Source organism: Pseudomonas stagnisoli (assembly GCF_048595745.1).
GTDB lineage: Bacteria > Pseudomonadota > Gammaproteobacteria > Pseudomonadales > Pseudomonadaceae > Aquipseudomonas > Aquipseudomonas alcaligenes_A.
The window spans coordinates 3,981,197-4,005,528 of record NZ_CP184361.1 but is presented as its reverse complement, the minus strand read 5'-3'; the positions used below and the strand labels follow the sequence as shown (position 1 = coordinate 4,005,528).

Here is a 24,332-nt window from a genome sequence, read left to right as displayed (position 1 = left end):
CCCAGCCAATGCTCCGTTGCCCGTGCCTCGTCTAAGCGCCTACCGCCCCGACCATCTGCTGACCGCCCTGCCACTGCTGCTGGCCGGCCTGGCCGTGGCGCGCCTGGGGGAGCTGAGCGAGTTCTTCCTGTCGCTGTTCAACGTGCTGCCGACCCTTCTCCTGCTGCTGGGCGGCGCCTTCTGCGTGGTCTATGGCCGCCAGCGCGAGTTCTCCCTGCTGGTGGTGGTCTACCTCGCCTACTTCCTGCTGGACATCCAGACCGATCACTTCCGCGAGCAGGGCCAGGTGCGCCAGGATGCCGCGCTGGTGTTCCATCTGTGCAGCTTGCTGCTGCCGTTGCTGTACGGCCTGTTCGGCGCCTGGCGCGAGCGTAGCCACCTGCTGCAGGACATGGTGGCGCGAGCCGCCGTGCTGCTGGCTATCGGCGGCACTGCGCTGGCCCTGGCGCGTCGCTTCCCCGCCGGCCTGCAGGGCTGGTTGACGGAGATCCACTGGCCGCTCTGGCATGGGCAGTGGATGAGCCTGATCCAGCTGGCCTACCCGCTGTTCCTGATCGCCGGTGTGCTGCTCGCGGTGCAGTACCTGCGCCAGCCGCGGCCGCTACATGCGGCGCTGTTGCTAGGCCTGCTCGGGCTGCTGTGGATGCTGCCCAACACCTTCATCTTGCCGCATGCGTTGCAGGTGATGAGCAGCCTGGTGATGCTGATGATCGTGGCGGCGGTGGTGCACGAGGCCTATCAGATGGCCTATCGCGACGAACTCACCGGGCTACCCGGGCGCCGCGCGCTGAACGACCGCCTGGAGCGCCTGGGGCGCAATTACGTGATCGCCATGGCCGACGTTGATCACTTCAAGAAATTCAACGACACCCACGGCCACGACGTTGGCGACGAAGTGCTCAAGCTGGTCGCCAGCCAGCTGCGCAAGGTCGGCGGCGGTGGCAAGGCTTATCGCTACGGGGGCGAGGAGTTCACCCTGGTGTTTCCCGGCAAGTCGCTGGACGAGTGCCGGCCGCACCTGGAGGCGGTGCGCGAGGCGGTCGAGAAGTATCCGCTGCAGCTGCGCGATCGCCAGCAGCGCCCGAAGAGCGACAAGGAGGGGCGCCAGCGGCGCAGGCCCGGCGGGGCTGGCAGTGTATCGGTGACCATCAGTATCGGCGTGGCCGAGCGTGAGCTGCAGCAGCGTTCCGCCGACGAGGTGATTCGCTGTGCCGACAAGGCCCTTTATGCGGCCAAGAAAGCCGGGCGCAACTGCGTGGTGGCGCAGGGTGAGAGCCGTCGTGGTGCGGTGCGGGTCGCGGCTGCCGCCGAATAGCGCATGCGTTGTGACCGGTAGTCCATAACCTGAACCTATGTCCTGTTTTTGTGTTCGGATAGACTCCGGGCCATGTTGAAACGGCCGGATCGTCGGCCGTTCCGTTGCTCCCGAGGATCGTTCCATGGCCGACTACAAAGCTCCCCTGCGCGACATGCGCTTCGTTCTCAATGAAGTCTTCGACGTTTCCAAGCTGTGGGCCGAGCTCCCCGGCCTGGCCGAGGTGGTCGATGCCGATACCGCGGCTGCCATTCTCGAAGAAGCCGGCAAGGTCAGTGGCGGCACCATCGCCCCGCTGAACCGCAGTGGCGATGAAGAAGGCTGCTCCTGGGTTGACGGCGCGGTGAAGACCCCGGCCGGCTTCCCCGAGGCCTACCAGACCTACGCCGAAGGCGGTTGGGTCGGCGTTGGTGGCTCGCCGGAGTTCGGCGGCATGGGCATGCCGAAAGTGATCGGTGCCCAGGTCGAGGAAATGGTCAACTCGGCCAACCTGTCCTTCGGCCTGTACCCGATGCTGACCGCCGGTGCCTGCCTGTCGATCCTCAACCACGCCAGCGAAGAGCTGAAGCAGCAGTACCTGCCTAACATGTACGCCGGTGTCTGGGCCGGTTCCATGTGCCTGACCGAGCCGCACGCCGGTACCGACCTGGGCATCATCCGCACCAAGGCCGAACCGCAGGCCGATGGCAGCTACAAGATTTCCGGCACCAAGATCTTCATCACCGGCGGTGAGCACGACCTGACCGAGAACATCATCCACCTGGTGCTGGCCAAGCTGCCGGACGCCCCGGCCGGCCCGAAGGGTATCTCGCTGTTCCTGGTGCCGAAGGTGATGGTCAACGCCGATGGTTCGCTGGGTGCGAAGAACTCGCTGGGCTGCGGCTCGATCGAACACAAGATGGGCATCAAGGCGTCGGCCACCTGCGTGATGAACTTCGACGGCGCCACCGGCTACCTGGTCGGTGAAGTGAACAAGGGCCTCAACGCCATGTTCACCATGATGAACTACGAGCGTCTGGGCGTCGGCATCCAGGGCCTGGCCCTGGGCGAGCGTTCCTACCAGAGCGCCGTCGAGTACGCCCGCGAGCGTATCCAGAGCCGCGCGCCGACCGGCCCGGTGGCGAAGGAAAAAGCCGCCGACCCGATCATCGTGCATCCGGACGTGCGCCGCATGCTGCTGACCATGAAGGCGCTGAACGAGGGCGGTCGCGCCTTCTCCAGCTATGTCGCCATGCAGCTGGACACTGCCAAGTACAGTGAAGACAAGGAAACCGCCAAGCGTGCCGAGGAGCTGGTCGCCCTGCTGACCCCGGTGGCCAAGGCCTTCCTCACCGACATGGGCCTGGAAACCACCGTGCACGGCCAGCAGATCTTCGGCGGCCACGGCTTCATCCGCGAGTGGGGCCAGGAGCAGCTGATCCGTGACTGCCGCATCACCCAGATCTACGAAGGCACCAACGGCATCCAGTCGCTGGACCTGATGGGTCGCAAGATCGTCGGCAGCGGTGGCAGCTTCTACAGGCACCTGTCCGATGAGATCAAGAGCTTCGTCGCTACCGCCGACGCCTCGCTGGCCGAGTTCACCGGCCCGCTGAAGGCCGCCGTGGAAAACCTCGATGCGCTGACCGCCTGGGTCATCGACCAGGCCAAGGCCAACCCGAACGAAATCGGCGCTGCTTCGGTGGAGTACTTGCACGTGTTCGGCTACACCGCCTACGCCTACATGTGGGCCCTGATGGCCCGCGCCGCGCTGGGCAAGGAAGGTCAGGACGACTTCTACGCCAGCAAGCTGGGCACCGCGCGCTTCTTCTTCGCCCGCCTGCTGCCGCGCATCCACTCGCTGACCGCCTCGGTCAAGGCCGGTAGCGAGTCGCTGTACCTGCTGGACGCCGCGCAGTTCTAAGCGCGTTTCGGTGATGCAAAGCCCCGCCTCGGCGGGGCTTTTGCGTTTCTGTGGGCGTGGGATTGCGTTGTCCGGAAGAACGTAAGCCTGCGAAGCGTTGTGTCTGTGCGCCAGTTGACCTACGTCTCTGTGTGGGAGGCAGGGCGCGCCGATATACTCGGTGCGCCCCGCGTCGTTCGCGGGTCTCGCAGGGATACAACGCATGCAATGGATCTTCATGCTGGTCGGCCTGGTGCTGGGCGCACTGGCCGGTGAATCGGTGACCTCCGCCCTGCTCGGCGGCCTGATCGGCCTGGGTCTGGGCCAGGCACTGCGCCTGCAGCAACTCGGCGCCGACAATGCGCGCTTGCGCGAGGAGCTGAAAGGCTTCGCCGAGCGCTTCGAGCGCGGCACCACGGCCATGGTCGAGCGGCTGACAAGGCTGGAGAGTGGCCAGCCAGCGACTGCCGAGCCCGAGGTGCCCGCTGCCGCCGCTGATGTCCCGCCCAAGCCAGAGCCCGAGGCGGCTCCGGTGCCGGTCGCGCCGGAGTCGCTGCCTGAGAGCGCGGCCGACGAGCTGGTCTGGGAGCTGCCGGAGTTGCCCGCCGCCGCTGCGGTGGCCATGCAGCCCGCCGCGGCGCCGGCGCACCCCCAGCCGCCGCAGTCCTCAATCCCGCGCTCGCCGGTACCGCCGCGCGAACCATCACCCATCGAACGTGCCATCGACATCGCCCAGGCCTGGCTGTTGGGCGGCAATACCGTGCTACGCGTCGGCGTGGTGCTGCTGTTCCTCGGCCTGGCCTTCCTCCTGCGTTACGCCACCGAGGGCATGGTGGTGCCGGTGGAATTGCGCTATGCCGGCGTGGCGGCCAGCGCCATCGGCCTGCTTGGGCTCGGCTGGTGGTTGCGCCGGCGTAACCCGAACTACGGCCTGATGCTGCAGGGCACCGGCATCGCCGTGCTGTACCTGACGGTGTTCGCCGCGATGCGCCTGCCCCCGCTGCTTGATCCGAAGCTGGCGCTCGGCCTGCTGGTGCTGGTCACCGCCTTCTCGGCCATTCTCGCCGTGGCGCAGAACGCCCTGGGCCTGGCAGTGGCGGCGGCGCTCGGCGGCTTCGCCGCGCCGATCCTCACGTCCACCGGCAGCGGCAACCATGTGGCGCTGTTCAGCTACTTCATCCTGCTCAACGCCGGCATCCTCGCCATCGCCTGGTTCAAGGCCTGGCGCCTGCTCAACCTGGTCGGCTTCCTGGGCACCTTCGGCATCGGTTTCGCCTGGGGCCTGCGCTCCTACACCCCGGAGCTGCTGTGGAGCAGCGAGCCGTTCCTGATTGTGTTTTTTCTGATGTACGTGGCCATCGGCCTGCTGTTCGCCCGGCGCCGGCTGCGCGAGGCGGCGGGCGCGCCGGAGGGGCGCGACGAGTTGCTGCGCTGGTCGCGCGGGCGCGCCGACTATGTCGATGCCACCGTGCTGTTCGGTCCGCCGCTGGTGGGCTTCGGCCTGCAGTACGCCATCGTCCAGCACCTTGAGTTCGCCGCCGCGTTCAGCGCCCTGGGCCTCGGCCTGTTCTATCTGCTGCTGGCGCGTCTGCTGCGCGGGCGCAACGTGCTGCTGTTGATGGAAACCTGCCTGGCCCTGGGCGTGGTGTTCGCCACCCTGGCCATCCCGCTGGGCCTGGATGCGCGCTGGACCTCCGCCGCCTGGGCGGTGGAAGGCGCCGGCATCTACTGGCTGGGGCTGCGCCAGGGGCGGCCGCTGGCGCGCATCTTCGCCCTGCTGCTGCAGGTCGGTGCGGCGCTGGCCTTCCTCGGCCAGGTCGATATCGGTTACGAGAACCTGCTCAACGGTGCGCCGCTGGGTGCGCTGATGCTCGGCGTGGCGCTGCTGTTCAGCTACTGGCAGCTGCGCCGGGCGCCGCTCGAGGCGAGTCCCGACTGGGAGCGTCGTGGCCTGCCTTGGCTGGCGGTGGCGGGCCTGCTGTTTCTCTACCTGATCGCGCCGCTGTGTTTCGGCGCCGAGGGTACGGCCATCGCTTGGGCGCTGGCGGGGCTGGCCACCTTGTTCGTTGGCCTGCGGCTGCAGGCGCGCAGTTTCCTGTTCACGGCCTTCGCCGTGCAGTTGCTCGGTGGTGCGGTATTCCTCACGCAGATGCAGGGCAGCGGGCTGGGCGAGTCCGGGGTGTTCTATTCCGGCTGGCGTGGCCTGATGGTCTGCTCGTTGATCGGTCTGGCATTGGTCGCCGGCATGCTGATCGCGGTGCGCGACAAGCTGGTCAGCGAGGATCGCCGGCTGATGCGCGGCCTGTCGCTGGTGATGCTGGTCGGCCTGGTTTTCGTCAACCTGGCGGTACTGTTCGTGTTGCCCTGGCAGAGCGCTGCGGCGGTATGGGCGGGCACGGGCCTGCTGATCCTCTGGCTCAGTCTGCACCTGCAGCTGCGCGCCAGCTTCCTGTTCGGCCTGCTGCTGCAGGTGGTCGGCGGTATCGCCTTCCTCGCCGCCAGCCCGCTGTTGCTCGGCGCGCTGCCGAGCGAAGGTCTGCGCCCGCTGGCGCATGCCGGCTTCTGGGCACCGCTGGTGCTGGCCCTGGCGGCGCAGATCGGCGCCTGGCGTCTGCGTCACGTACTGTTGCGTGAGCAGGCCGGTACGCTGGGTAGCCTGAGCCTGCAGCGTCTGGCGCAGCTGTTGCTGGCCTGGGGGGCCGGCTGGTGGGTGCTGGCGCTGGCCAGTGAGGTGTTGCGCTTCGTCGCCGCTGACCTGCAGGGCGCGGCGCTGCTGGCCCTGGCGGCGCTCAGCGTGGCGCTGTGGAGCTGGCTGGCCGGGCGTCTGCGCTGGCGTGCGCTGGCGCTGCTGGGCACGTTGCTGGTGCCGGCTGCGGTGGTCATCCTGCTGCACCTGGGGCATCGTTTTTACCATCCGGCCGCGGGGTTCGGCTGGCTCGGCTGGGGTCTGGTCTGCGCCGTGCACCTGTGGTCGCTCAAGCGCCTGGCGGAACTGCTGCCGGCGGGCGTGCGCAGTGCCGCCCATGTGCTGGGCTGCTGGCTGATGCTCGGCGTGCTGGCCCTGGAGTTGCGTTATGGCCTGATGCTGTTGGCCGAGCACTACAACGCCTGGCGCTGGCTGGGCTGGGCCGTGTTGCCGAGTGCCTTCCTCCTGGCCATGGCCGCACCGCGCGCCTGGCCCTGGCCGGTAGCGGCCTACCCGCGCGAATACCGGGTGCTGGCGGCCGCGCCACTGGCGCTGCTGATGCTCGGCTGGTTGTGGCTGGCCAACATCGCCAGCGACGGCAGCGCCGATCCGTTGCCCTACCTGCCGCTGCTCAACCCGCTGGAGCTGGGCATGCTGCTGGTACTGCTGGCGATCTACACCTGGCTGCGCGGCGGTCTGCCGCAGCTGGGGCTGGCTGCGTATGGCGAGCGCATCGCGCAGACAGTCGTCGGTGCCTCGCTGTTCGTGGTGCTGACCGCCAGCGTATTCCGCGCGGCCCATCATTGGGGCGGCGTGCCCTACGAGCTGGATGCGCTGCTCGACTCGATGCTGGTGCAGGCCGGACTGTCCATTGTCTGGACCCTGATCGCCCTGCCGCTGATGATCCTCGGCCACCTGCGCGGCCGCCGCGAGCTGTGGCTGCTGGGCGCGGTGCTGATCGCCGTGGTGGTGGCCAAGCTGTTCTTCGTCGAACTGGGCAATCGTGGCGGCCTGGAGCGCATCATTTCCTTTATCGGCGTCGGCGTATTGCTGCTGGTGGTGGGCTACTTCGCCCCGCTGCCGCCGCGCAAAGCCGAGCCTGACCAGGTGAACGCATGAATAAATACCTCTTACCGGCCCTCATGACGCTGCTCATGGCGCCGCTGGCGCAAGCCGACTACGCGACCCAGGTACCGCTGACGCTGGAAGGCGAGGGGCCCTGGTATCGTCTGGAGCTACCGCTGTCGCTGCAGATGGCTGCCCGTCATACCGACCTGCGTGACCTGCGGGTGGTCAATGCCGAGGGCGAGGAGCTGGCCTATGCCCTGACCCTAGGTGCTTCCCAGCCGGCGGAGCAGCGCCAGGAGGCGGCGGTGAAGTGGTTCCCGCTGACAGGCCCCGCTGACACTCAGGCGGTTCCGGCCATCCGCGTGCAGCGCAGTACCAGCGGCACCCTGGTGGAGGTGGCGCCCGAGCAGGTGGCGTCGGGTGAGCAGGTGCTGCGTGGCTGGCTGCTGGATGCCAGCGCCTTCGACCAGCCGCTGCATCGCCTGCAGCTGGATTGGAATGCCGAGCAGGAGGGATTCCAGCGCTTTTCCATCGAGGCCAGCGACGACCTGCAGCAGTGGCGGCGCTGGGAGGACGGGCAGATCGCCCGCCTGAGCTTCGATGGCGAGCGCGTCGAGCAGCGCGAGGTGGCCCTGCCGGGCGCCAAGGCGCGCTACCTGCGCCTGCTGTGGCAGGCGCCGCAGCAGGCGCCGGCGCTGCGTGCCGCGCGTGTGGTGAGTATTGATCACCCGTCAGCTGCCCCCTCGCTGGCCTGGTCCGCGCCGCTGCGGCCGACCTCGAGCAATGCCGGCGATTACAGCTGGGAACTGCCGCTGTCGCTGCCTTTGCAGAGGATTCGCGTCGAGCTGCCGGCGGGCAATGTGCTGGCGCCGGTCAGCCTGGCCGCACGCGGTGCCGGCAAGCTCGAATGGCAGCCGCTGACGCGTGGCCTGCTCTATCGCCTGCCGCAGGATGGCCAGGAGGCGCTGCAGAACGAGATCGAACTGTGGGGGGCACCGGTGCAGCAGTTGCGCCTGCGCGTCGACGCTCGCGGCGGTGGCCTGGGCAGCCCGGCGCCGACCATCCAGGTGGCGGTGCGCGGCACCCAGGTGGTGTTCCTCGCCCGCGGTTCCGCTCCCTACCGCCTGGCCCTGGGCGATGCTGGGGCGCATTCCGCGGCGCTGCCGCTGGGCACCCTGATTCCCGGCTACGAACCCAAACGCCTGGCCAGCCTGGGGCGCGCCACGGCGCCCGAACAAGTACCGGCAGCGGTGCAGCAGGCGGCCGACGCCGCACAGTCCGCGGCTGACTGGAAACGCGTGGGCTTATGGAGTGTTCTGCTGGCAGGCGTCGCGCTTCTCGGTGGCATGGCCTTCAGCTTGTTGCGTCAAGCGAAGTCCGGTGAACACTAGTTCTCCGAGGTCAAGCGCTTAGTGAATTGAGAGAAAAATCACGATAAAGTCGGGAAGTTCCACCGGTCCAATAACAATGACAAGGACATTCCGATGAAGCGCTTACTGACCCCCCTTGCGGCGGCCTGCCTGCTGGCCAGTGCATCCCTTCCGCTGCACGCCTCTCCCTATTCGAACCTGATCGTGTTCGGCGACAGCCTGAGCGATGCGGGCTGGACCACCGACTCAAGCGGCGCTCGTCGCTTCACCAATCGGGTCGGTCCGACTTATCAGGCCGGTGAGCCCTATGCTCAGGTATCGCCCATGCTCTTGGGCAGCCAGTTGGGACTCGGTGATGCCGGTCTTGCGGCGGCGAATGCGGGAGGCAATAACTGGGCGGTAGGGGGCTACCGAACCGACCAGATCCTCGGTACGGTCAACAATCAATATCTGGCAGCCAACGGGTTGCGTGCCGACCCCAATGCGCTCTATTACATTACCGGCGGCGGTAATGATTTCCTTCAGTTCCAAGTAACCAGTACCGCCACTGCTCAGGCGTCTGCTGGTCGCCTGGTTGATAGTGTGGAGTCGCTGCAGCGTGCCGGTGCTCGGTACATCATGGTCTGGTTGTTGCCTGATGTAGGACGGACGCCCAACTTCTTCGGTTCCGGCCTGCAGAGCACGGTGTCGGGCCTGGCTGCCGATTTCAATGCCGAGCTGGTGCGCCAGTTGTCCACGGTGGATGCTGAGATCATCCCGCTGAATATCCCGCTAATGCTCTCCGAGGTATTGGCCAGCCCTGGTAGCTATGGCTTGGCCAGTGACCAGAGCTCGTCGCAGCTGATCAGCACCTGTTTCGACAACTGCAGCAACCAAAACCCGATCTACGGCATCAACGGCACCAACCCCGACCCGACCAAGCTGCTGTTCAACGACAGCGTGCACCCGACCATCGCCGGGCAGATGCTGATCGCCGACTATGCCTACTCGCTGCTGGCCGCTCCCTGGGAGATCAGCCTGCTGCCGGAGATGGCGCATGGCACCCTGCGCTCGCACCAGGACCAGCTGCGCGCGCAGTGGCAGGCGGACTGGGAGGCCTGGCAGGCAGTGGGTCAGTGGCGATCCTTCGTCAATGGCGGCGGTCAGCGCCTGTCCTATGACGTCTACGAGAGCGACGCCGATGGCAATGGCTACAGCCTGAACGTCGGCGGCAGCTATCGCCTTGACGAAGCCTGGCGCGTCGGCCTGGCCGCCGGTTTCTACGAGCAGGGCCTGGAGGCCGGGGACGCCAACTCCGACTACGACCTGCGCAGCTACCTGGCCACCGCTTTCGCCCAGTACCAGCAGAATCGCTGGTGGGGTGAGCTGGCGGCCAGCGTTGGCTACCTGGACTACAAGGATCTCGAGCGTCAGTTCGACCTCGGCCAGACCACCCGCAGCGAGAAGGGCGACACCGATGGCGACCTGTGGAGCCTGAGCGGCCGTATCGGCTACGACATCGCCCAGAGCGCCGACAGCCCGTGGCACCTCAGTCCCTTCGTCAGCGCCGACTATGCGCGAGTCGAAGTGGACGGCTATGCCGAGGACAGCGCCAGATCGACCGCGCTGGAGTACGGCGACCAGAAGCGCAACTCCAAGCGCCTGGGGATCGGTCTGCAGGGCCTGTATGACCTGAACCAGCAGACCCGTCTGTTCGGTGAAGTGGCGATGGAGCGCGAGTACGAGGACGACGCCAGCGAAGTCGACATGTCGCTGCGCAGCCTGCCGACCATCGGTTACACCCTGGAAGGCTACACCCCGGACGACAAGACCTGGCGCGCCAGCTTCGGCGTCAGCCACCAGCTCGCTCCGGGCATGGCCGTACGGGGGGCGTACACCTTCCGCGACGCCGACGACAGCGACTCGCACGGCATCAACCTGTCCCTGTCCTGGGATATCTGAGTCACACCGGGGCCTCGTTCGAGGCCCCACTTCTTTGCGGTGGGCGCCGGGCGGGTCGAGACGCGGCGGTCACAGACGGGTAAACTGCGCGCGATTTTCACTTCCTCCTCCGGAGCCCCCCATGTCGCGCGTCACCCTGAGCCGCTACCTGATCGAACAGACCCGCAGTCACAACACCCCTGCCGACTTGCGCTTCCTCATCGAGGTGGTGGCGCGTGCGTGCAAGGAAATCAGCCATGCCGTGTCCAAGGGCGCACTGGGCGGCGTACTCGGCAGCATGGGCACCGAGAACGTGCAGGGCGAGGTGCAGAAGAAGCTCGACGTGATTTCCAACGAAATTCTCCTGGAGGCCAACGAGTGGGGCGGCCACCTGGCCGGCATGGCGTCCGAGGAAATGGACAACGCCTACCAGATTCCCGGTAGGTACCCCAAGGGTGCCTACCTGCTGGTGTTCGACCCGCTGGACGGCTCCAGCAATATCGACGTCAACGTCTCGGTCGGCACCATTTTCTCCGTGCTGCGCTGCCCGGATCAGTACCTGAGCCAGAACGACAGTCTCGACGAGAAAGCTTTCCTGCAGCCGGGTACCCAGCAGGTCGCCGCCGGCTACGCCATCTACGGCCCGCAGACCATGCTGATGCTGACCCTGGGCGACGGCGTGATGGGCTTCACCCTGGATCGCGAAATGGGCAGCTTCGTGCTCACCCACGAAAACATCCGCGTCCCGGAAAGCACCGCCGAGTTCGCCATCAACATGTCCAACCAGCGTCACTGGGAAGCCCCGGTGCAGCGCTATGTCTCCGAGCTGCTGGCCGGCAAGGAAGGCCCGCTGGGCAAGAACTACAACATGCGCTGGATCGCCTCGATGGTGGCCGACGTGCACCGCATCCTCACCCGCGGCGGCCTGTTCATGTACCCGCGCGACGCCCGTGAGCCGGAGAAGCCGGGCAAGCTGCGCCTGATGTACGAGGCCAACCCGATGTCCATGCTCATCGAGCAGGCCGGCGGCGCCGCCACCAACGGCACCCAGCGCATCCTCGACATCCAGCCGGAATCCCTGCACCAGCGCGTGGCGGTGTTCCTCGGCTCGAAGGAAGAAGTCGAGCGCGTCACCGGCTACCACCAGGCCTGAACCATGCCCGCCTGGCAGCCGTTGCTGGACTGGTGGTTCGGCGCTGCCGTAACCGCCGGCGAGGTAGCGGCGCAGCGCAGTGGCCTGTGGTTCGGCTACCGCGCCGAGCAGGATGACGAGGCTAGCCGCCGTTTCGGCGAACTCTGCGAGCAGGCGCTGGCCGGTGGTCTGGATGACTGGTGTGGGGGTGCCGACGGGCGCCTGGCGCTGCTCCTGCTGCTTGACCAGCTACCGCGCATGATTCATCGCGGCACGGCGCAGGCCTTCGCCGGCGACTCGCGTGCCAGGCAGGTGCTGCGAGAGGGCCTGGCGCGAGGGTTCGATCAGGATCTGCCGGCGATCCGCCGGGTGTTCGCCTACCTGGTGCTGGAGCACGCCGAGGACCTGGCTCTCCAGGATGAGGCGGTCGCGCGCTTCGTCGCGCTGCGCGACCAGGCTCCGGCTGCCGAGCGCGGGCTGTTCGACGGCTACCTGGATTATGCCGAACGTCACCGCCAGGTGATTCGCCGCTTCGGCCGCTTCCCTCATCGCAATGTCCTGCTTGGTCGTGTTTCCTCGTCGCAGGAACTGGCCTTTCTCGAGGAACCGGGTTCGCGTTTCTGAAGTCCCAAGAAGCGCAATCGAGCCGCTCCTGTGCCAAGCTCTGTCGCAGTTTCTTTCCCTTGAGGAGTTCGTCATGTCGCTGCGCTCTGTCGCTGTAGTCGCCGCCTGTGTCCTGCTGGCCGCCTGCAGCAAGATCAACCAGGAAAACTATTCCAAGCTCAAGGCCGGCATGGCCAAGAGCGAAGTGGAGAGCCTGCTCGGCAGTCCGACCGAATGCTCCGGCGCCATCGGCCTGACCAGCTGCACCTGGGGTGATGAAAAAGCCTTCATCAACGTGCAGTTCGCCGCGGACAAGGTGATGCTGTTTTCCGGCCAGGGGCTGAAATGATGCGTGCCCTGTTCTGCACCCTGGCACTTGCCCTGCTGGCCGGCTGCGCCAGTTCGTCCGCGGAAGCTCCGCCGGCCAGCGCCGGCCAGGTTGATCTGCAGCGCTACCAGGGCACCTGGTACGAACTGGCGCGCCTGCCGATGTTCTTCCAGCGCAACTGCGCCCAGTCCGAGGCGCACTACCTTCTGCAGGAGGATGGCAGCATCGGCGTGACCAACCGCTGCCGTACCCTGGAGGGCGAGTGGATCGAGGCGCGCGGGCGCGCCGTGGCCCAGGAGGCCGGTCGCACCGACAAGCTGTGGGTGAGCTTTGACAACTGGTTCAGCGCACTTTTCCCCGGCGTGGCCAAAGGCGACTACTGGGTGCTCTACCTGGATCAGGACTACCAGCACGTGCTGGTCGGCAACCCCAATCGCGAGTACCTCTGGCTGTTGTCGCGCACCCCGCAGGTCTCGGCCGAGACCCGTGAACAGCTGCTGGCCGAGGCGCGCGCGCGCGGCTACGACACCGATGCGCTGATCTGGCGCGTGGCGGATGAGCAGGTCAAGCCCTAGTAGCAGCCCTGCGCGGGGCGGGCCGCAGCCAGTGCGTTACTCCCACGCCAGGCGCGCCAGCTGCCACTCGCCGTCTTCCAGCCACCATTCCAGCCTGACGCTGTAGTGGCGGGCGCTGTCCGGGATCAGACCCTCGGCGCCGGTCAGGGCCACCTCGGCGCGGGTATGGCCCTTGTGGCTGTAGGTCGGGTCGATCTCGCTGCGGGTGCCGATGGCCATCACCCGCACCTGCTTGTGGCGCAGGAACAGCAGGGCCATGGTGCGCTGTGCCCAGGTGCGGTCGTACTGTTGCTGGGCGCTGAACTGCGGATGCAGCTGGTCCAGCACCGCGCCGTTGTCCTTGGCTTCGATGTTGGCCTGCAGCTGCTGCACGGCAGCTTCCAGGGCGGCTTGTGGGGTGTTGGGCGTGCAGCCGCTGAGCAGGGCGCAGGCCAGCAGAAAAGCCGGGATTAATCGCGCTGGAGTCATGTTCAAGGTCCTTTTCATGGTTATGATGCCCGGCACGGCTGGCCGTCGGCAGACGGCCTCAGGGACCTTACGCACAGACTCGGGAGTGCGCCATGCTGACTTTGTATCCGGAGATCAAACCCTACGCTCGCCACGAGCTGGCGGTGGAGGAGCCGCATGTCCTGTACGTGGACGAGAGTGGCTCGCCGGAGGGCCTGCCGGTGGTGTTCATCCACGGTGGCCCGGGCGCCGGCTGCGATGCCGCCAGCCGCCGCTACTTCGACCCCAACCTGTACCGCATCGTCACCTTCGATCAGCGTGGTTGCGGCCGCTCCACTCCGCACGCCAGCCTGGAGAACAACACCACCCAGGCCCTGGTGGCCGACCTGGAGCGCATTCGCGAACACCTCGGCATAGACAAGTGGCTGCTGTTCGGCGGCTCCTGGGGTTCGACCCTGGCGCTGGCCTACGCCCAGGCCCATCCCGAGCGTGTGCATGGCCTGATCCTGCGCGGCATCTTCCTGTGCCGCCCGCAGGAGATCAGCTGGTTCTATCAGGAAGGTGCCAGCCGCCTGTTCCCCGACTACTGGGAAGACTACCTGGCGCCGATCCCGGCCGAGGAGCGCGGCGACCTGGTACAGGCCTTCTACAAACGCCTGACCGGTCCGGACCAGATCGCCCAGATGCACGCCGCCAAGGCCTGGTCGACCTGGGAAGGACGTACCGCCACGCTGCGCCCCAACTCGCAGGTGGTCGACCGTTTCAGCGAGCCACATCGCGCGCTGTCGATCGCCCGCATCGAGTGCCACTACTTCGTCAACAACGCCTTCCTGGCTGACGACCAGCTGCTGCGCGACATGCCGAAGATCGCCCACCTGCCGGGCGTGATCGTGCATGGCCGCTACGACGTGATCTGCCCGCTGGACAACGCCTGGGCGCTGCACCAGGCCTGGCCGAACAGCGAGCTGCAGATCATCCGCGACGCGGGTCACTCGGCCGCCGAGCCGGGCATCACCGACGCCCTGGTGCGGGCCGCCGACCAGATGGCGCGGCGCCTGCTCGACCTGCCGTTGGAAGAGGCATGAAGCTGCTGATCCAGCGGGTGCGCGCGGCCCGCGTCGAAGTCGAGGGCGAGGTGGTCGGTGCCATCGATCAGGGCCTGCTGGCACTGGTCGGCATCGAGCCGCAGGATGATGCGCAGACCCTGGCCAAGGGGCTGCAGCGCCTGCTCGCCTACCGGGTGTTCGCCGATGCCGCCGGCAAGATGAATCGGTCACTGCAGGACGTGAACGGTGGCCTGCTGCTGGTCTCGCAGTTCACCCTCGCCGCCGATACCCGCAGCGGTCTGCGTCCGAGCTTCTCCACCGCGGCGCCGCCGGCGCAGGGCCTGGCCCTGTTCGAGCGCCTGGTCGAGCTGGCTCGCGAGCAACACCCGCAGGTGGCCACCGGACGTTTCGGCGCCGACATGCAGGTACACCTGATCAACGATGGGCCGGTGACCTTTCTCCTCGACATCTGAGCGCGATAGCAAGCTTCCCTAACGGAGTGAATGGACATGGAAGACCGTCGTATCAATCACCGCACCTATGAGCACTCTGCCAGCGGCCAGCACTACCAGCTGGTTGGCGTGCTCGACCGCGGGGCCGGCGCCTTGCTGGATTTCTTCCTGCTGGTGATCCTGGGCGTTGCGGTGATCCTCGCCGCCGTGTTGCTGATGCACGTCACGGCCGACTCCAGCGCCCTGCTTGCCCTGCTGAGCGAGCTGTCGTTGCTGTTGCTGGGGCCGCTTTATTTCCTGCTCTGCTGGTATCGCTGGGGCAAGACGCCGGGAATGAGGGCGGTGGACGCGGAGCTGGTGGACCGTCGCACCCTGACGCGTCCGGTGTGGTGGCGGCTGGTGCTGCGCTACCTGGTCTTCGTGGCCTTGTGCGCCGTGCTGGGTGGCTATGCCATCCTTCTGCTGGCCGTCTGGATGAGCGTGGACAAGCGCCGGCAGGGGCCGCATGACCGCCTCGCCGGCACCCTGGTCATCCTGCGGGTACCAGCGCAGCCCCAGGCCGAGGCTGTTGACGGATTGAAGCCCGTCGCCTGAGCACTGCTCAGTGCAGTGGCTGGGCAGGCTGCAGTTCGTTCTGTTCCAGCCAGTCCTGCGCCAGTTCACGCAGGCGCCCGGCCTCGAAGGCCCGCCAGGCCTGCAGCAATGCCGGGTAGTACATCAGGACGTGATTGAAGGTGCGCACCGGGCGCCGGCTCTCCAGGGCCTGCTGCAGTTCGCCATAGGCGTGCGGATGGATCACTTCGGCGAGGAATTCGCGCATCAGCGCCAGGGTGTCCTCGGCCTGCAGCGGCTCAACCAGCAGGAAGCGCTCCGGCTCCTCGCGCAACAGGGCTTCCAGTTCGGGATCGGCATCTTCCTCGGGAATCAGCAGCAGCTTGCCGCTGAACAGGTCCAGGTAGTGATCCAGGCCTTCGGTGTTGAGGGCGCAGGCCAGTTCGTCCAGGTCGATGGTCAGCGGGCGCATGGCGGGCTCCGGAAGCGCGGGCGATGCACCAGCCTAAGCCTGCGCGTGTTGCACGACAACGACGTTCAGAACAGGCGGGCCAGCAATGCCGGTACGGCCGTCTCCACGCGCAGGATACGCTCGCCCAGCTGCACCGGTGCCAGACCGGCCTCCTGCAGCTTGTCCACCTCGTAGGGAATCCAGCCGCCTTCCGGGCCGATGGCCAGGGTGACCGCTTCGCTCACGGCGCGTGGGCAGGCGGGGTAGTCGCCCGGATGGCCGACCAGGCCCAGGGTGTCGGCGCTGATGGCGGGTAGGCGATCCTCGACGAAGGGCTTGAAGCGCTTCTCGATGCTCACTTCGGGCAGCACGGTGTCGCGGGCCTGTTCCAGGCCCAGCAGCAGCTGCTCGCGAATGGCTTCGGGTTCGAGGAAGGGGGTCTGCCAGAAGCTCTTTTCCACCCGGTAGCTGTTGAGCAGCACCAGGCGCGGTACGCCCATGGCGGCCACGGTCTGCAGCACACGCTTTAGCATCTTCGGTCTGGGCAGGGCCAGCAGCAGGGTCAACGGCAGCTTGGCCGGCGGCGGTTGGTCCAGCTCGACGCGCAGTTCGGCGTGCTGTTCGTCCAGGGCCAGCAGGGTGCCGCGTCCCATCAGGCCGCCGAGGCGGCCGACGCGCAGAGAGTCACCGCTCTCGGCGCCATGCACCTCATGCAGGTGCTTGAGCCGGCGGCCGCTGAGGACGGCACGGTCCGCCGCGACGAAATCGGCGTCTTCCAGCAGCAGCAGATTCATGGCAGCGGTGCGGGGGGCTGGTCTTCGGGTTGCTCGTCGTCCGCCTCAGGCTCGCCGCGCTTGCGTACCAGGCCGCCGAACAGCAGGCCGACCTCGAACAGCATCCACATCGGCACCGCCAGCAGGGTCTGCGAGAAAATGTCCGGCGGTGTGAGGATCATGCCGACCACGAAACAGCCGACGATCACGTAGGGGCGGCTCTTTTTCAGCGTCTCGATATCGACGATGCCGACCCACAGCACCAGGAAGGTCGCCACCGGGATCTCGAAGGCCACGCCGAAGGCGAAGAACAGGGTGAGGACGAAGTCCAGGTACTCGTTGATGTCCGTCATCATCGCCACCCCGTCCGGGGTCACGCTGGCGAAGAAGTGGAAGATCAGCGGGAACACCAGGAAGTAGGCGAAGGCCATGCCGCCGTAAAACAGGAAGATGCTGGAGACCAGCAACGGCAGGGCGATGCGCTTCTCGTGTTTGTACAGCCCGGGGGCGATGAACCCCCACACCTGGTGCAGGATGATCGGCACGGCGAGGAACAGCGAGCACCAGGCCGTCAGCTTGAACGGGGTGAGGAAGGGCGAGGCGACGCCGGTGGCGATCATCGTCGCACCTTCCGGCAGGTAGGCCCGCAGCGGCGCCGAGACGAAGGTGTAGATGTCCTGGGCGAAGTAGAACAGGCAGGCGAACACGATGAAGATCGCGACCACGCAGCGCAGCAGGCGCGTGCGCAACTCGGTCAGGTGCGCCACCAGGGGCATTTCGGTATTCGGTTCGGTCATGGCTGGCGCGGCGGCTCCGGAGTGGCCGGGGGCTGGGGAGTCGGCACGCTGGAGCCTGTCTGGACAGGTGCCGGAGGCGTCCCAGGTTCGCTGGTGGCCGGCGTGGCCGGGGGCTGAATCGATTGCTGCAGCTCGCGTTCCATCTGCAGGATCTGCTCGTTGTGCAACTGGCGGCGGATTTCGTCAGCGCCCATTTCGCGCTCGACCTCGGCCTTGATCGCGCTGAAGCTGCGTTTGAGCCGGCCTATCCATAGGCCAGCCGTGCGTGCGGCCCCGGGCAGGCGCTCGGGGCCGAACACGACCAGTGCCACCAGCCCGACCAGCAGCAGCTCGGAGAAGCCGATATCGAACATGGCTCAGGTTCAGTCCTTGCGTACCGGGTCTTCTACCCGCTGGGCCTGGGCGTCGATGGTCTGCGGTTTGTGCGGCGCTTCCGTGGTGGTGCTCGGCGTTGCCTGAACCGGCGCTTGCGGCGCCGCTTCGGCCGGTTTGTCCTCGTCGCTGTTCATTGCCTTGCGGAAGCCCTTGATCGTCTCGCCCAGGTCGGAACCAAGGTTCTTCAGGCGCTTGGTGCCGAACACCAGTACCACCACGATGAGTATGACCAGCCAGTGTTTCCAGTCGAAAATGCCCATGCAAACAGTCCTCGAAAATGAACTCAGGAAGTGGAGCGCGCCGCTTTCTCGTCGTGCCCGGAAAGTCCGAAACGGCGGTCCAGCTCGTCCAGCACGGCCTGCGGATGCTGGCCGAGGGCGGCGAGCATGACCAGGCTGTGGAACCAGAGGTCCGCGGTTTCGTAGATCAGGTCGCTGCAATCGCCGTTGATGGCCGCGTCCTTGGCCGCAAGAATGGTTTCGACCGACTCTTCGCCGACCTTCTCCAGAATCTTGTTCAGGCCCTTGTGGTACAGGCTGGCCACGTAGGAGCTGTCCGGCGCCGCGCCTTTGCGCGCCTCCAGCACCTCGGCCAGGCGGGTGAGGGTGTCACTCATGCTTGTGTCCCTGGTAGATGGCGTGCGGGTCTTTCAGTACCGGATCGACGGTGTGCCACGCGCCATTTTCCCAGACCCGGTAAAAGCAACTTTCGCGCCCGGTGTGGCAGGCGATGCCGCCGAGTTGCTCGACCAGCAGGATGATCACGTCGGCGTCGCAGTCCAGGCGCAGCTCATGGAGCTTCTGCACATGGCCGGACTCCTCGCCCTTGCGCCACAGCTTGCCACGCGAACGTGACCAGTAGATGGCACGCTGCTCGGCCGCGGTGAGGGCCAGGGCCTCACGGTTCATCCAGGCCATCATCAGCACGCGCCCGGTCTTGTGGTCCTGGGCGATGGCCGGCACCAGGCCATCCTCGTTCCAGTGAATTTCGTCGAGCCAGTCGGTCATGTCTCAATCCGCCCGTTGCCGGGCACTGTCATGGCGCAGGCGCTGCGCCGTTGCTGCACCGCTAAGGTGCCGAAAGTCCAAGTGTGCCAGTCGGGGGCGTGACTGGCTATCGGCGCAGGATCAGCGCTACGCCGGCGCCCAGGCTTAGCCAGGCGGCCCAGGCCGCAGGAGCCAGCACCAGGCCCTGACTGACGCCGCCGGCGACCAGGGCCGCGCCGAGCAGGCGCAGCGGCCAGGCAGAGCCCTGCGCCGCCTCGACGGGCGCCGCGGGGCGCGGCAGGTTGAGGCGCTCCAGGGTGTCGCGGGCCATCTGCGACAGATGCGGCACCTGCTCGGCCTGCTGCTGCAGGTTGCGCAGCAGGTGCAGGGGGCTGATGCGTTCGCGCATCCAGCGTTCGAGGAAAGGCTGGGCGGTGCTCCACAGGTCCAGGTCCGGATAGAGCTGGCGGCCCAGGCCTTCGATATTGAGCAGGGTCTTCTGCAGCAGCACCAGCTGCGGCTGTACTTCCATGTTGAAGCGGCGCGCGGTCTGGAACAGGCGCAGCAGCAGCTGACCGAAGGAGATGTCCTTCAGCGGCTTCTCGAAGATTGGTTCGCACACGGTACGGATGGCCGCCTCGAACTCGTTGACCTTGGTTTCCGCTGGCACCCATCCGGAGTCGATGTGCAGCTGCGCCACCTTGCGGTAGTCGCGCTTGAAGAAGGCGATCAGGTTGCGCGCCAGGTAGTCCTGGTCCTCGGGGGTGAGGCTGCCGACGATGCCGCAGTCGATGGCGATGTACTGCGGGCTCCAGGGCGTGCGGGTGGCGACGAAGATGTTGCCGGGGTGCATGTCGGCGTGGAAGAAGCTGTCGCGGAACACCTGGGTGAAGAAGATTTCCACGCCGCGCTCGGCCAGCAGTTTCATGTTGGTGCGCTGGTCCGCCAGGGTCGCCAGGTCGGTCACCGGCACGCCGTAGATGCGTTCCATCACCAGCACCTTGGGCCGGCACCAGTCCCAGTACACCTGCGGCACGTAGAGCAGCGGCGAGTCGGCGAAGTTGCGTCGCAGCTGGCTCGCATTGGCCGCCTCGCGCATCAGGTCGAGCTCGTCGAAGATGGTCTTCTCGTAGTCCGACACCACTTCCACCGGGCGCAGGCGACGTGCATCGGCCGAGGCCTTCTCGGCGATGCGTGCGGCGAGGAACAGCCAGGCCAGGTCGGAGCGGATGATCGGCCGCAGGTTGGGGCGGATCACCTTGACCACCACTTCCTCGCCGCTCTTCAGCTGCGCGGCATGCACCTGGGCGATGGAGGCCGAGGCCAGCGGCTGCACGTCGAAGCGGGCGAAAATATCGCCTACCTTGGCGCCCAGCTGCTCCTCGATGCGCGCCACGGCATGCTCGGGGTCGAACGGTGGGACCTGGTCCTGCAGGCGCGCCAGCTCGTCGGCGACGTCCGGCGGCAGCAGGTCGCGGCGGGTGGAGAGCAGCTGGCCGAACTTGATGAAGATCGGGCCGAGGTCTTCCAGGGCCAGGCGCAGCGCCTCGCCTCGGCTCAGTTCCTGTTGGCCGCGCGGCAGCCAGCGCCAGGGTAGGGCGAAGCGCAGGGCGCGCATCCAGGTGGGCAGTGGCAGGGTCAGCAGCAGGTCGTCCAGACGGTAGCGGATGACCACGCGCAGGATGCGCAGCAGGCGGCGGGTGGCGAGCAGGCTCATGAGTTCTTGTGCAGATTCCGGGCGAGGCGGTCGATGCGCGCGTCGAGGCGATCGAGGGCCAGCTTGAGGTCGTCCAGTTCATCGAAGCGGGCCTGGGCTTCGCGCTCGCCGACCAGGCTGCGCGATTCCTCGGCCAGGTAATCGGCGAGGGTCTGGCGCAGGCTGTCCAGGCTTTCGCCGGCCCAGTTCACGCGGCTGCGCAGGTGGCCCGCGAGCAGCTGGCTGCCGACCGGGCCGAGCCAGCGCGACAGTTCGTATTCCCAGTCCAGCTCCAGGTCCTGGAGGATGCCGGCCAACTCCAGCAGCACGGCGCTATCGCCGCTGAGGGTGACTTCCGGGCGGTGCAGGATGGCAGTCTTGTCCTTGGCCAGGGCCAGCTTGAGCAGGCTGCTGGCAGGCGCGCTGAGCACGCAGTCGGCGCCTTCCCAATGGCTGGCCAGTTGCAGGCCCTCGGCGCCAGGGAGGATGAACAGCTTGAGCGCGGGGCTCTGGCAGTCGACCTCGATCAGCTTGCCTTCCAGCCGGGCCAGGCGCGGCAGCGCGGTGCTGTCCATTTGCAGCACACGGTTGAGACCAAGCTCAACGCCCGCCAGCAGCGCCTGGGTCAGCATCAGGGCTTGATGCCGCGGTGCAGGGCGACGATGCCGCCAGTCATGTTGTGGTAGGTGACGCGCTCGAAGCCGGCCTCGACCATCATCGCCTTGAGCGTTTCCTGGTCCGGGTGCATGCGGATCGACTCGGCCAGGTAGCGGTAGCTGTCGGCGTCGTTGGTGATCAGCTTGCCGGCCAGCGGCATGAAGCTGAACGAGTAGGTGTCGTAGGCCTTGGCCAGCAGCGGGTTGCCCGGCTTGGAGAACTCCAGCACCAGCAGGCGGCCGCCCGGCTTGAGCACGCGCAGCATGGAACGCAGGGCGTTCTCCTTGCGGGTCACGTTGCGCAGGCCGAAGGCGATGGTGACCACGTCGAAATGATTGTCGGGGAAGGGCAGTGCCTCGGCATCGGCCTGGACGAACTGCACGTTGCCGGCCACGCCCTTGTCCAGCAGACGATCGCGACCGACCTTGAGCATGGAGTCGTTGATGTCAGCGAGCACCACTTCGCCGCTCGGGCCGACCAGACTGGAGAACTTGCGGGTGAGGTCGCCGGTGCCGCCGGCGATGTCCAGTACGCGGTTGCCCGGGCGCACACCGGACAACTCGATGGTGAAGCGCTTCCACAGACGGTGCAGGCCACCGGAGAGCACGTCGTTCATCAGGTCGTACTTGGCCGCCACCGAGTGGAAGACTTCGGCGACCTTCTCCGCCTTCTGGCTTTCCGGGACGTCCTGGAAGCCGAAGTGGGTGGTCTTTTCCTGCTCTGGGGCCTTGCGCGGGTCGTTCATGTCGCGTCACCTGAATCGAAGTGGCGGCCATTCTAAACCCCCGGCCGGCCTTTGTCTTGGCGCCGGGTGGAGCTGTTATAGTCGCGTGACACCAGGTCGCAGCAGGAGTCACGCATGTCCCGTATCACCGTCGAACGTTCCCATTCCCTTGGCCTCGCCGTTGCCCGCGAGAAGGCCGAGGCGCTGGCCCAGCGCCTGGCCAGCGAGTACGACGTGAAGTACCGCTGGAGCGGCGACACCCTGGAGTTCAAGCGCAGCGGTGCGGACGGCACCATTGCCGTCGGTGACGACAGCGTGCGGGTCGAACTCAAGCTGGGCCTGCTGCTGTCCGCGCTGGGCGGCACGATCAAGCGCGAGATTGAGCAGACACTGGACAAGCACCTGCAGGCCTGAATCGCCCCTAGTATGTGATTTCTAATTTTTCCCTCTACCTTGCGTTCAAGTCCTGGCAAAGGACCACCAGTCCATCACTTTGAACGCGAGGTGCATCATGGCCACTAAAGTTGCCGCCAAGAAGAAAGTCGCAGTCGAGAAAGTCGAAGACAAACTCACCGTTCTGACCGACGTCAAAGCCTATGCCCGCAAGGTCTGGCTGGCCGGTCTGGGCGCCTACGCCAAGGCCGGTGCCGAAGGCGCCGAGTACTTCAAGGAGCTGGTCAAGGCCGGCGAAGGCGTGGAGAAGCAGGGCAAGAAGCTGGTGAGCGAGCAGGTTGATGCCGCCAACAGCCAGATCGAAACCCAGCTGAACAGCGTCAAGAGCAGCGTTTCCGAAGTCAAAGGCAAGGTTGAAGTGCAGTTCGACAAGATCGAGAAGGCCTTCGACAACCGCGTCGCCAGCGCACTGAACCGCCTGGGTATTCCCTCCAAGCAGGATGTTGAGGCACTCTCTGCTAAGCTGGACGAGTTGAATGCTTTGCTTGAGCGAGTGGCGCGTACCCAATAAGGAGAGCAGGATGGCTGTTAAGAAACCTACCGCTGCAAAAGCGGCAGCAAAACCGGCGGCAAAGAAAGCGGCTGCCAAGAAGGAAAACAACTCCTGGATCGGCGAGATCGAGAAGTACTCGCGGCAGATCTGGCTGGCCGGTCTCGGCGCCTATTCCAAGATCAGCAACGACGGCAACAAGCTGTTCGACGGCCTGGTCAAGGACGGCGAGAAGGCCGAGAAGAAGGCCAAGACCGAAGTCGACAAGCAGCTCGACGTGGTCAAGTCCAGCGTCGGCAGCACCGTCGGTTCGGCCAAGTCCAAGGTCGACGAAGTCAAGGGCAAGGCCCTGGGCAAGTGGAGCGAGCTGGAAGAGGCTTTCGACAAGCGCCTGAACAGCGCCATCTCGCGTCTGGGCGTGCCCAGCCGTAACGAGGTGAAGGCTCTGCAGACCAAGGTCGACAGCCTGACCAAGCAGATCGAGAAGCTCACCGGTCAGTCGGTCAAGCCGGTTGCCAAGGCCGCCGCCAAGGTCGTTGCCAAGCCTGCTGCCAAGCCGGCCGCGAAAGCGCCTGCCAAGCCTGCCGCCAAGGCTGCTGCGAAACCCGCAGCGAAGCCCGCCGCTGCCAAACCGGCCGCCAAGCCTGCTGCCAAGCCGGCTGTCGCGAAGAAGCCGGCGGTGAAGAAGCCTGCCGCGCCGAAACCGGCCGCCAAACCGGCTGCTGCCAAGCCTGCCGCTCCGGCGCCGGCTCCGGCCGCTGCACCGGCTCCTGCCGCAGCTCCGGCGACTCCCGCCACCCCGTCCTGATCCCGTCAGGATGTACAAAAGCCCGGCCCAGTGCCGGGCTTTTGCATTTCAGGGTCAGGCTTCCAGGTAGCGCTGGGCGATACGTTCGGCGGCGTGGCGTGGTTCATCGGTGAGGTGCGGGGCGACCAGCATCATCACCTGGAACACCACCAGGCGGACTTCGCCCTGGGCGCCGAGGATGCGCTGGTAGTCCAGGGAGAACAGCAGGGTCAGGGTGATCTGCTCGACCAGCTGGCCCAGGGCGGGAGTGTCGCTGCGCAACTGGCCAAGGGCCTTGAGCCGGGCCAGCAGGCTGGCCAGGGTGCGCTTGAGCTGGTTGAGCCACTGGCGGATGCCGCGTGCCAGCTTGGGCAGGCGCCCGGAGAGGTTGGACAGGTCCTGGAACAGGAAGCGGTACGAGGCCAGGCGCTCGACGATCAGGTGCAGGAACAGCCAGTAGTCCTCGGCGCCCAGTTCGGCCTCGTGCGGCGGGTCGAGCAGCGGTGCCAGCTCGGCCTGGAAGCGCTCGAACAGCTCCATCACCAGCGGTTCCTTGCCGTGGAAGTGGTAATAAAGGTTGCCCGGGCTGATGCCCATCTCGGTGGCGATTTCGAGGGTGGAGACGTTGGGTTCGCCCTGTTCGTTGAACAACTGCAGGGCGGTTTCGAGGATGCGGTCGCGGGTCTTCATTCCATGATCTTGAGTGGCCGCCGGGGACTCGACGATAACCGGCCGGGGCGGCGCCCGGCCAGCGCTTTCGCCGCGCC

General features: G+C 66.5%; 27 protein-coding genes. 15 read left to right on the top strand and 12 right to left on the bottom strand.

Translation table 11 applies throughout. From position 1 onward, the window contains the following. Window positions 1–22: 22 nt before the first annotated feature. The 9 genes from ACOAPY_RS19265 (at window position 23) to ACOAPY_RS19225 (ending at window position 12,879) form a co-directional block, all read left to right on the top strand. Window positions 23–1,315, top strand: coding sequence for a GGDEF domain-containing protein (locus tag ACOAPY_RS19265; RefSeq protein WP_465154367.1), 1,293 nt, complete (start codon window positions 23–25; stop codon window positions 1,313–1,315). Between the two features lie 124 nt (window positions 1,316–1,439). Continuing rightward, window positions 1,440–3,218 (top strand): acyl-CoA dehydrogenase C-terminal domain-containing protein, encoded by a 1,779-nt coding sequence (locus ACOAPY_RS19260; protein ID WP_465154366.1) that lies wholly within the window; start codon window positions 1,440–1,442, stop codon window positions 3,216–3,218. A gap of 202 nt (window positions 3,219–3,420) precedes the next feature. Beyond that, window positions 3,421–7,002: a DUF2339 domain-containing protein gene (locus tag ACOAPY_RS19255; protein WP_465154365.1), complete on the top strand. Its 3,582-nt coding sequence runs from the start codon at window positions 3,421–3,423 to the stop codon at window positions 7,000–7,002. Further along, window positions 6,999–8,342: a DUF3999 domain-containing protein gene (locus tag ACOAPY_RS19250; protein ID WP_465154364.1), complete on the top strand. Its 1,344-nt coding sequence runs from the start codon at window positions 6,999–7,001 to the stop codon at window positions 8,340–8,342. The genes ACOAPY_RS19255 and ACOAPY_RS19250 overlap by 4 nt, the downstream gene beginning before the upstream one ends. Before the next feature lie 93 nt (window positions 8,343–8,435). Beyond that, window positions 8,436–10,262 carry an autotransporter domain-containing protein gene (locus ACOAPY_RS19245; RefSeq protein ID WP_465154363.1) on the top strand — a complete coding sequence of 609 codons (1,827 nt, stop codon included), beginning with the start codon at window positions 8,436–8,438 and terminating at the stop codon, window positions 10,260–10,262. A gap of 121 nt (window positions 10,263–10,383) precedes the next feature. Continuing rightward, window positions 10,384–11,394 carry a class 1 fructose-bisphosphatase gene (locus ACOAPY_RS19240; RefSeq protein WP_465154362.1) on the top strand — a complete coding sequence of 337 codons (1,011 nt, stop codon included), beginning with the start codon at window positions 10,384–10,386 and terminating at the stop codon, window positions 11,392–11,394. Between the two features lie 3 nt (window positions 11,395–11,397). Then, window positions 11,398–11,997, top strand: a complete 600-nt coding sequence (locus tag ACOAPY_RS19235) for a DUF924 family protein (RefSeq protein WP_465154361.1) — start codon at window positions 11,398–11,400, stop codon at window positions 11,995–11,997. 73 nt (window positions 11,998–12,070) lie between these two features. Continuing rightward, window positions 12,071–12,325 (top strand): outer membrane protein assembly factor BamE domain-containing protein, encoded by a 255-nt coding sequence (gene bamE / locus ACOAPY_RS19230; RefSeq protein WP_465154360.1) that lies wholly within the window; start codon window positions 12,071–12,073, stop codon window positions 12,323–12,325. After that, window positions 12,325–12,879: a lipocalin family protein gene (locus ACOAPY_RS19225; RefSeq protein ID WP_465156875.1), complete on the top strand. Its 555-nt coding sequence runs from the start codon at window positions 12,325–12,327 to the stop codon at window positions 12,877–12,879. Before bamE ends, ACOAPY_RS19225 begins: the two co-directional genes overlap by 1 nt. A gap of 36 nt (window positions 12,880–12,915) precedes the next feature. Here the strand turns inward: ACOAPY_RS19225 and ACOAPY_RS19220 are convergent, their stop codons facing one another. Next, window positions 12,916–13,347, bottom strand: coding sequence for a hypothetical protein (locus tag ACOAPY_RS19220; protein ID WP_465154359.1), 432 nt, complete (start codon window positions 13,345–13,347; stop codon window positions 12,916–12,918). A gap of 92 nt (window positions 13,348–13,439) precedes the next feature. On the opposite strand from ACOAPY_RS19220, the gene pip reads away from it, so the two are divergent. From pip to ACOAPY_RS19205, 3 genes are read left to right on the top strand one after another with little or no spacing between them, the layout of a single operon-like run. Next, a complete protein-coding gene (gene pip, locus ACOAPY_RS19215) occupies window positions 13,440–14,411 on the top strand; it encodes a prolyl aminopeptidase (RefSeq protein WP_076424246.1) in 972 nt (323 codons plus the stop codon). Next, complete coding sequence (dtd, locus tag ACOAPY_RS19210) at window positions 14,408–14,845, top strand: D-aminoacyl-tRNA deacylase (protein WP_076424247.1); 438 nt, start codon at window positions 14,408–14,410, stop codon at window positions 14,843–14,845. The genes pip and dtd overlap by 4 nt, the downstream gene beginning before the upstream one ends. A gap of 36 nt (window positions 14,846–14,881) precedes the next feature. Beyond that, entirely contained in the window at window positions 14,882–15,418 is a 537-nt protein-coding gene (locus ACOAPY_RS19205) for an RDD family protein (RefSeq protein WP_465154358.1), read from the top strand. Window positions 15,419–15,425: 7 nt separating this feature from the next. Here ACOAPY_RS19205 and ACOAPY_RS19200 read toward each other — a convergent pair whose 3' ends face one another. The 10 genes from ACOAPY_RS19200 to ubiE all read right to left on the bottom strand — a co-directional run bounded on the left by ACOAPY_RS19200 (window position 15,426) and on the right by ubiE (window position 21,856). After that, on the bottom strand, window positions 15,426–15,848 hold the full coding sequence (locus ACOAPY_RS19200; RefSeq protein ID WP_465154357.1) for a UPF0158 family protein: 423 nt from the start codon (window positions 15,846–15,848) through the stop codon (window positions 15,426–15,428). 65 nt (window positions 15,849–15,913) lie between these two features. Continuing rightward, window positions 15,914–16,621, bottom strand: a complete 708-nt coding sequence (locus ACOAPY_RS19195; RefSeq protein WP_076582715.1) for a 16S rRNA (uracil(1498)-N(3))-methyltransferase — start codon at window positions 16,619–16,621, stop codon at window positions 15,914–15,916. Beyond that, window positions 16,618–17,397 (bottom strand): twin-arginine translocase subunit TatC, encoded by a 780-nt coding sequence (gene tatC / locus ACOAPY_RS19190; RefSeq protein ID WP_280053335.1) that lies wholly within the window; start codon window positions 17,395–17,397, stop codon window positions 16,618–16,620. Before tatC ends, ACOAPY_RS19195 begins: the two co-directional genes overlap by 4 nt. Next, on the bottom strand, window positions 17,394–17,750 hold the full coding sequence (gene tatB / locus ACOAPY_RS19185) for a Sec-independent protein translocase protein TatB (protein ID WP_465154356.1): 357 nt from the start codon (window positions 17,748–17,750) through the stop codon (window positions 17,394–17,396). The genes tatC and tatB overlap by 4 nt, the downstream gene beginning before the upstream one ends. Before the next feature lie 9 nt (window positions 17,751–17,759). Then, window positions 17,760–18,032, bottom strand: coding sequence for a twin-arginine translocase TatA/TatE family subunit (locus ACOAPY_RS19180; protein WP_465154355.1), 273 nt, complete (start codon window positions 18,030–18,032; stop codon window positions 17,760–17,762). Between the two features lie 23 nt (window positions 18,033–18,055). Continuing rightward, window positions 18,056–18,388, bottom strand: coding sequence for a phosphoribosyl-ATP diphosphatase (locus ACOAPY_RS19175; protein ID WP_021698858.1), 333 nt, complete (start codon window positions 18,386–18,388; stop codon window positions 18,056–18,058). After that, window positions 18,381–18,779, bottom strand: a complete 399-nt coding sequence (hisI, locus tag ACOAPY_RS19170; protein WP_021698857.1) for a phosphoribosyl-AMP cyclohydrolase — start codon at window positions 18,777–18,779, stop codon at window positions 18,381–18,383. Before hisI ends, ACOAPY_RS19175 begins: the two co-directional genes overlap by 8 nt. Before the next feature lie 106 nt (window positions 18,780–18,885). Beyond that, the gene (ubiB, locus tag ACOAPY_RS19165; protein ID WP_465154354.1) at window positions 18,886–20,475 is read right to left on the bottom strand and encodes a ubiquinone biosynthesis regulatory protein kinase UbiB; all 1,590 of its coding nucleotides are present in this window, start codon (window positions 20,473–20,475) and stop codon (window positions 18,886–18,888) included. Continuing rightward, the gene (locus ACOAPY_RS19160; RefSeq protein ID WP_076582725.1) at window positions 20,472–21,086 is read right to left on the bottom strand and encodes a ubiquinone biosynthesis accessory factor UbiJ; all 615 of its coding nucleotides are present in this window, start codon (window positions 21,084–21,086) and stop codon (window positions 20,472–20,474) included. The genes ubiB and ACOAPY_RS19160 overlap by 4 nt, the downstream gene beginning before the upstream one ends. Further along, window positions 21,086–21,856 carry a bifunctional demethylmenaquinone methyltransferase/2-methoxy-6-polyprenyl-1,4-benzoquinol methylase UbiE gene (gene ubiE / locus ACOAPY_RS19155; RefSeq protein ID WP_076582727.1) on the bottom strand — a complete coding sequence of 257 codons (771 nt, stop codon included), beginning with the start codon at window positions 21,854–21,856 and terminating at the stop codon, window positions 21,086–21,088. The genes ACOAPY_RS19160 and ubiE overlap by 1 nt, the downstream gene beginning before the upstream one ends. Before the next feature lie 114 nt (window positions 21,857–21,970). Here ubiE and ACOAPY_RS19150 point away from each other — a divergent pair, with 114 nt between their 5' ends. The 3 genes from ACOAPY_RS19150 to ACOAPY_RS19140 all read left to right on the top strand — a co-directional run bounded on the left by ACOAPY_RS19150 (window position 21,971) and on the right by ACOAPY_RS19140 (window position 23,586). Beyond that, a complete protein-coding gene (locus ACOAPY_RS19150; protein ID WP_021698853.1) occupies window positions 21,971–22,249 on the top strand; it encodes a polyhydroxyalkanoic acid system family protein in 279 nt (92 codons plus the stop codon). A gap of 97 nt (window positions 22,250–22,346) precedes the next feature. Continuing rightward, complete coding sequence (locus ACOAPY_RS19145) at window positions 22,347–22,799, top strand: phasin family protein (RefSeq protein WP_061903193.1); 453 nt, start codon at window positions 22,347–22,349, stop codon at window positions 22,797–22,799. A gap of 10 nt (window positions 22,800–22,809) precedes the next feature. Continuing rightward, on the top strand, window positions 22,810–23,586 hold the full coding sequence (locus ACOAPY_RS19140; RefSeq protein WP_142135787.1) for a phasin family protein: 777 nt from the start codon (window positions 22,810–22,812) through the stop codon (window positions 23,584–23,586). Between the two features lie 54 nt (window positions 23,587–23,640). On the opposite strand, the gene ACOAPY_RS19135 is transcribed toward ACOAPY_RS19140, so the two are convergent. Beyond that, window positions 23,641–24,255: a TetR/AcrR family transcriptional regulator gene (locus ACOAPY_RS19135; protein WP_061903194.1), complete on the bottom strand. Its 615-nt coding sequence runs from the start codon at window positions 24,253–24,255 to the stop codon at window positions 23,641–23,643. Window positions 24,256–24,332: the final 77 nt, after the last annotated feature.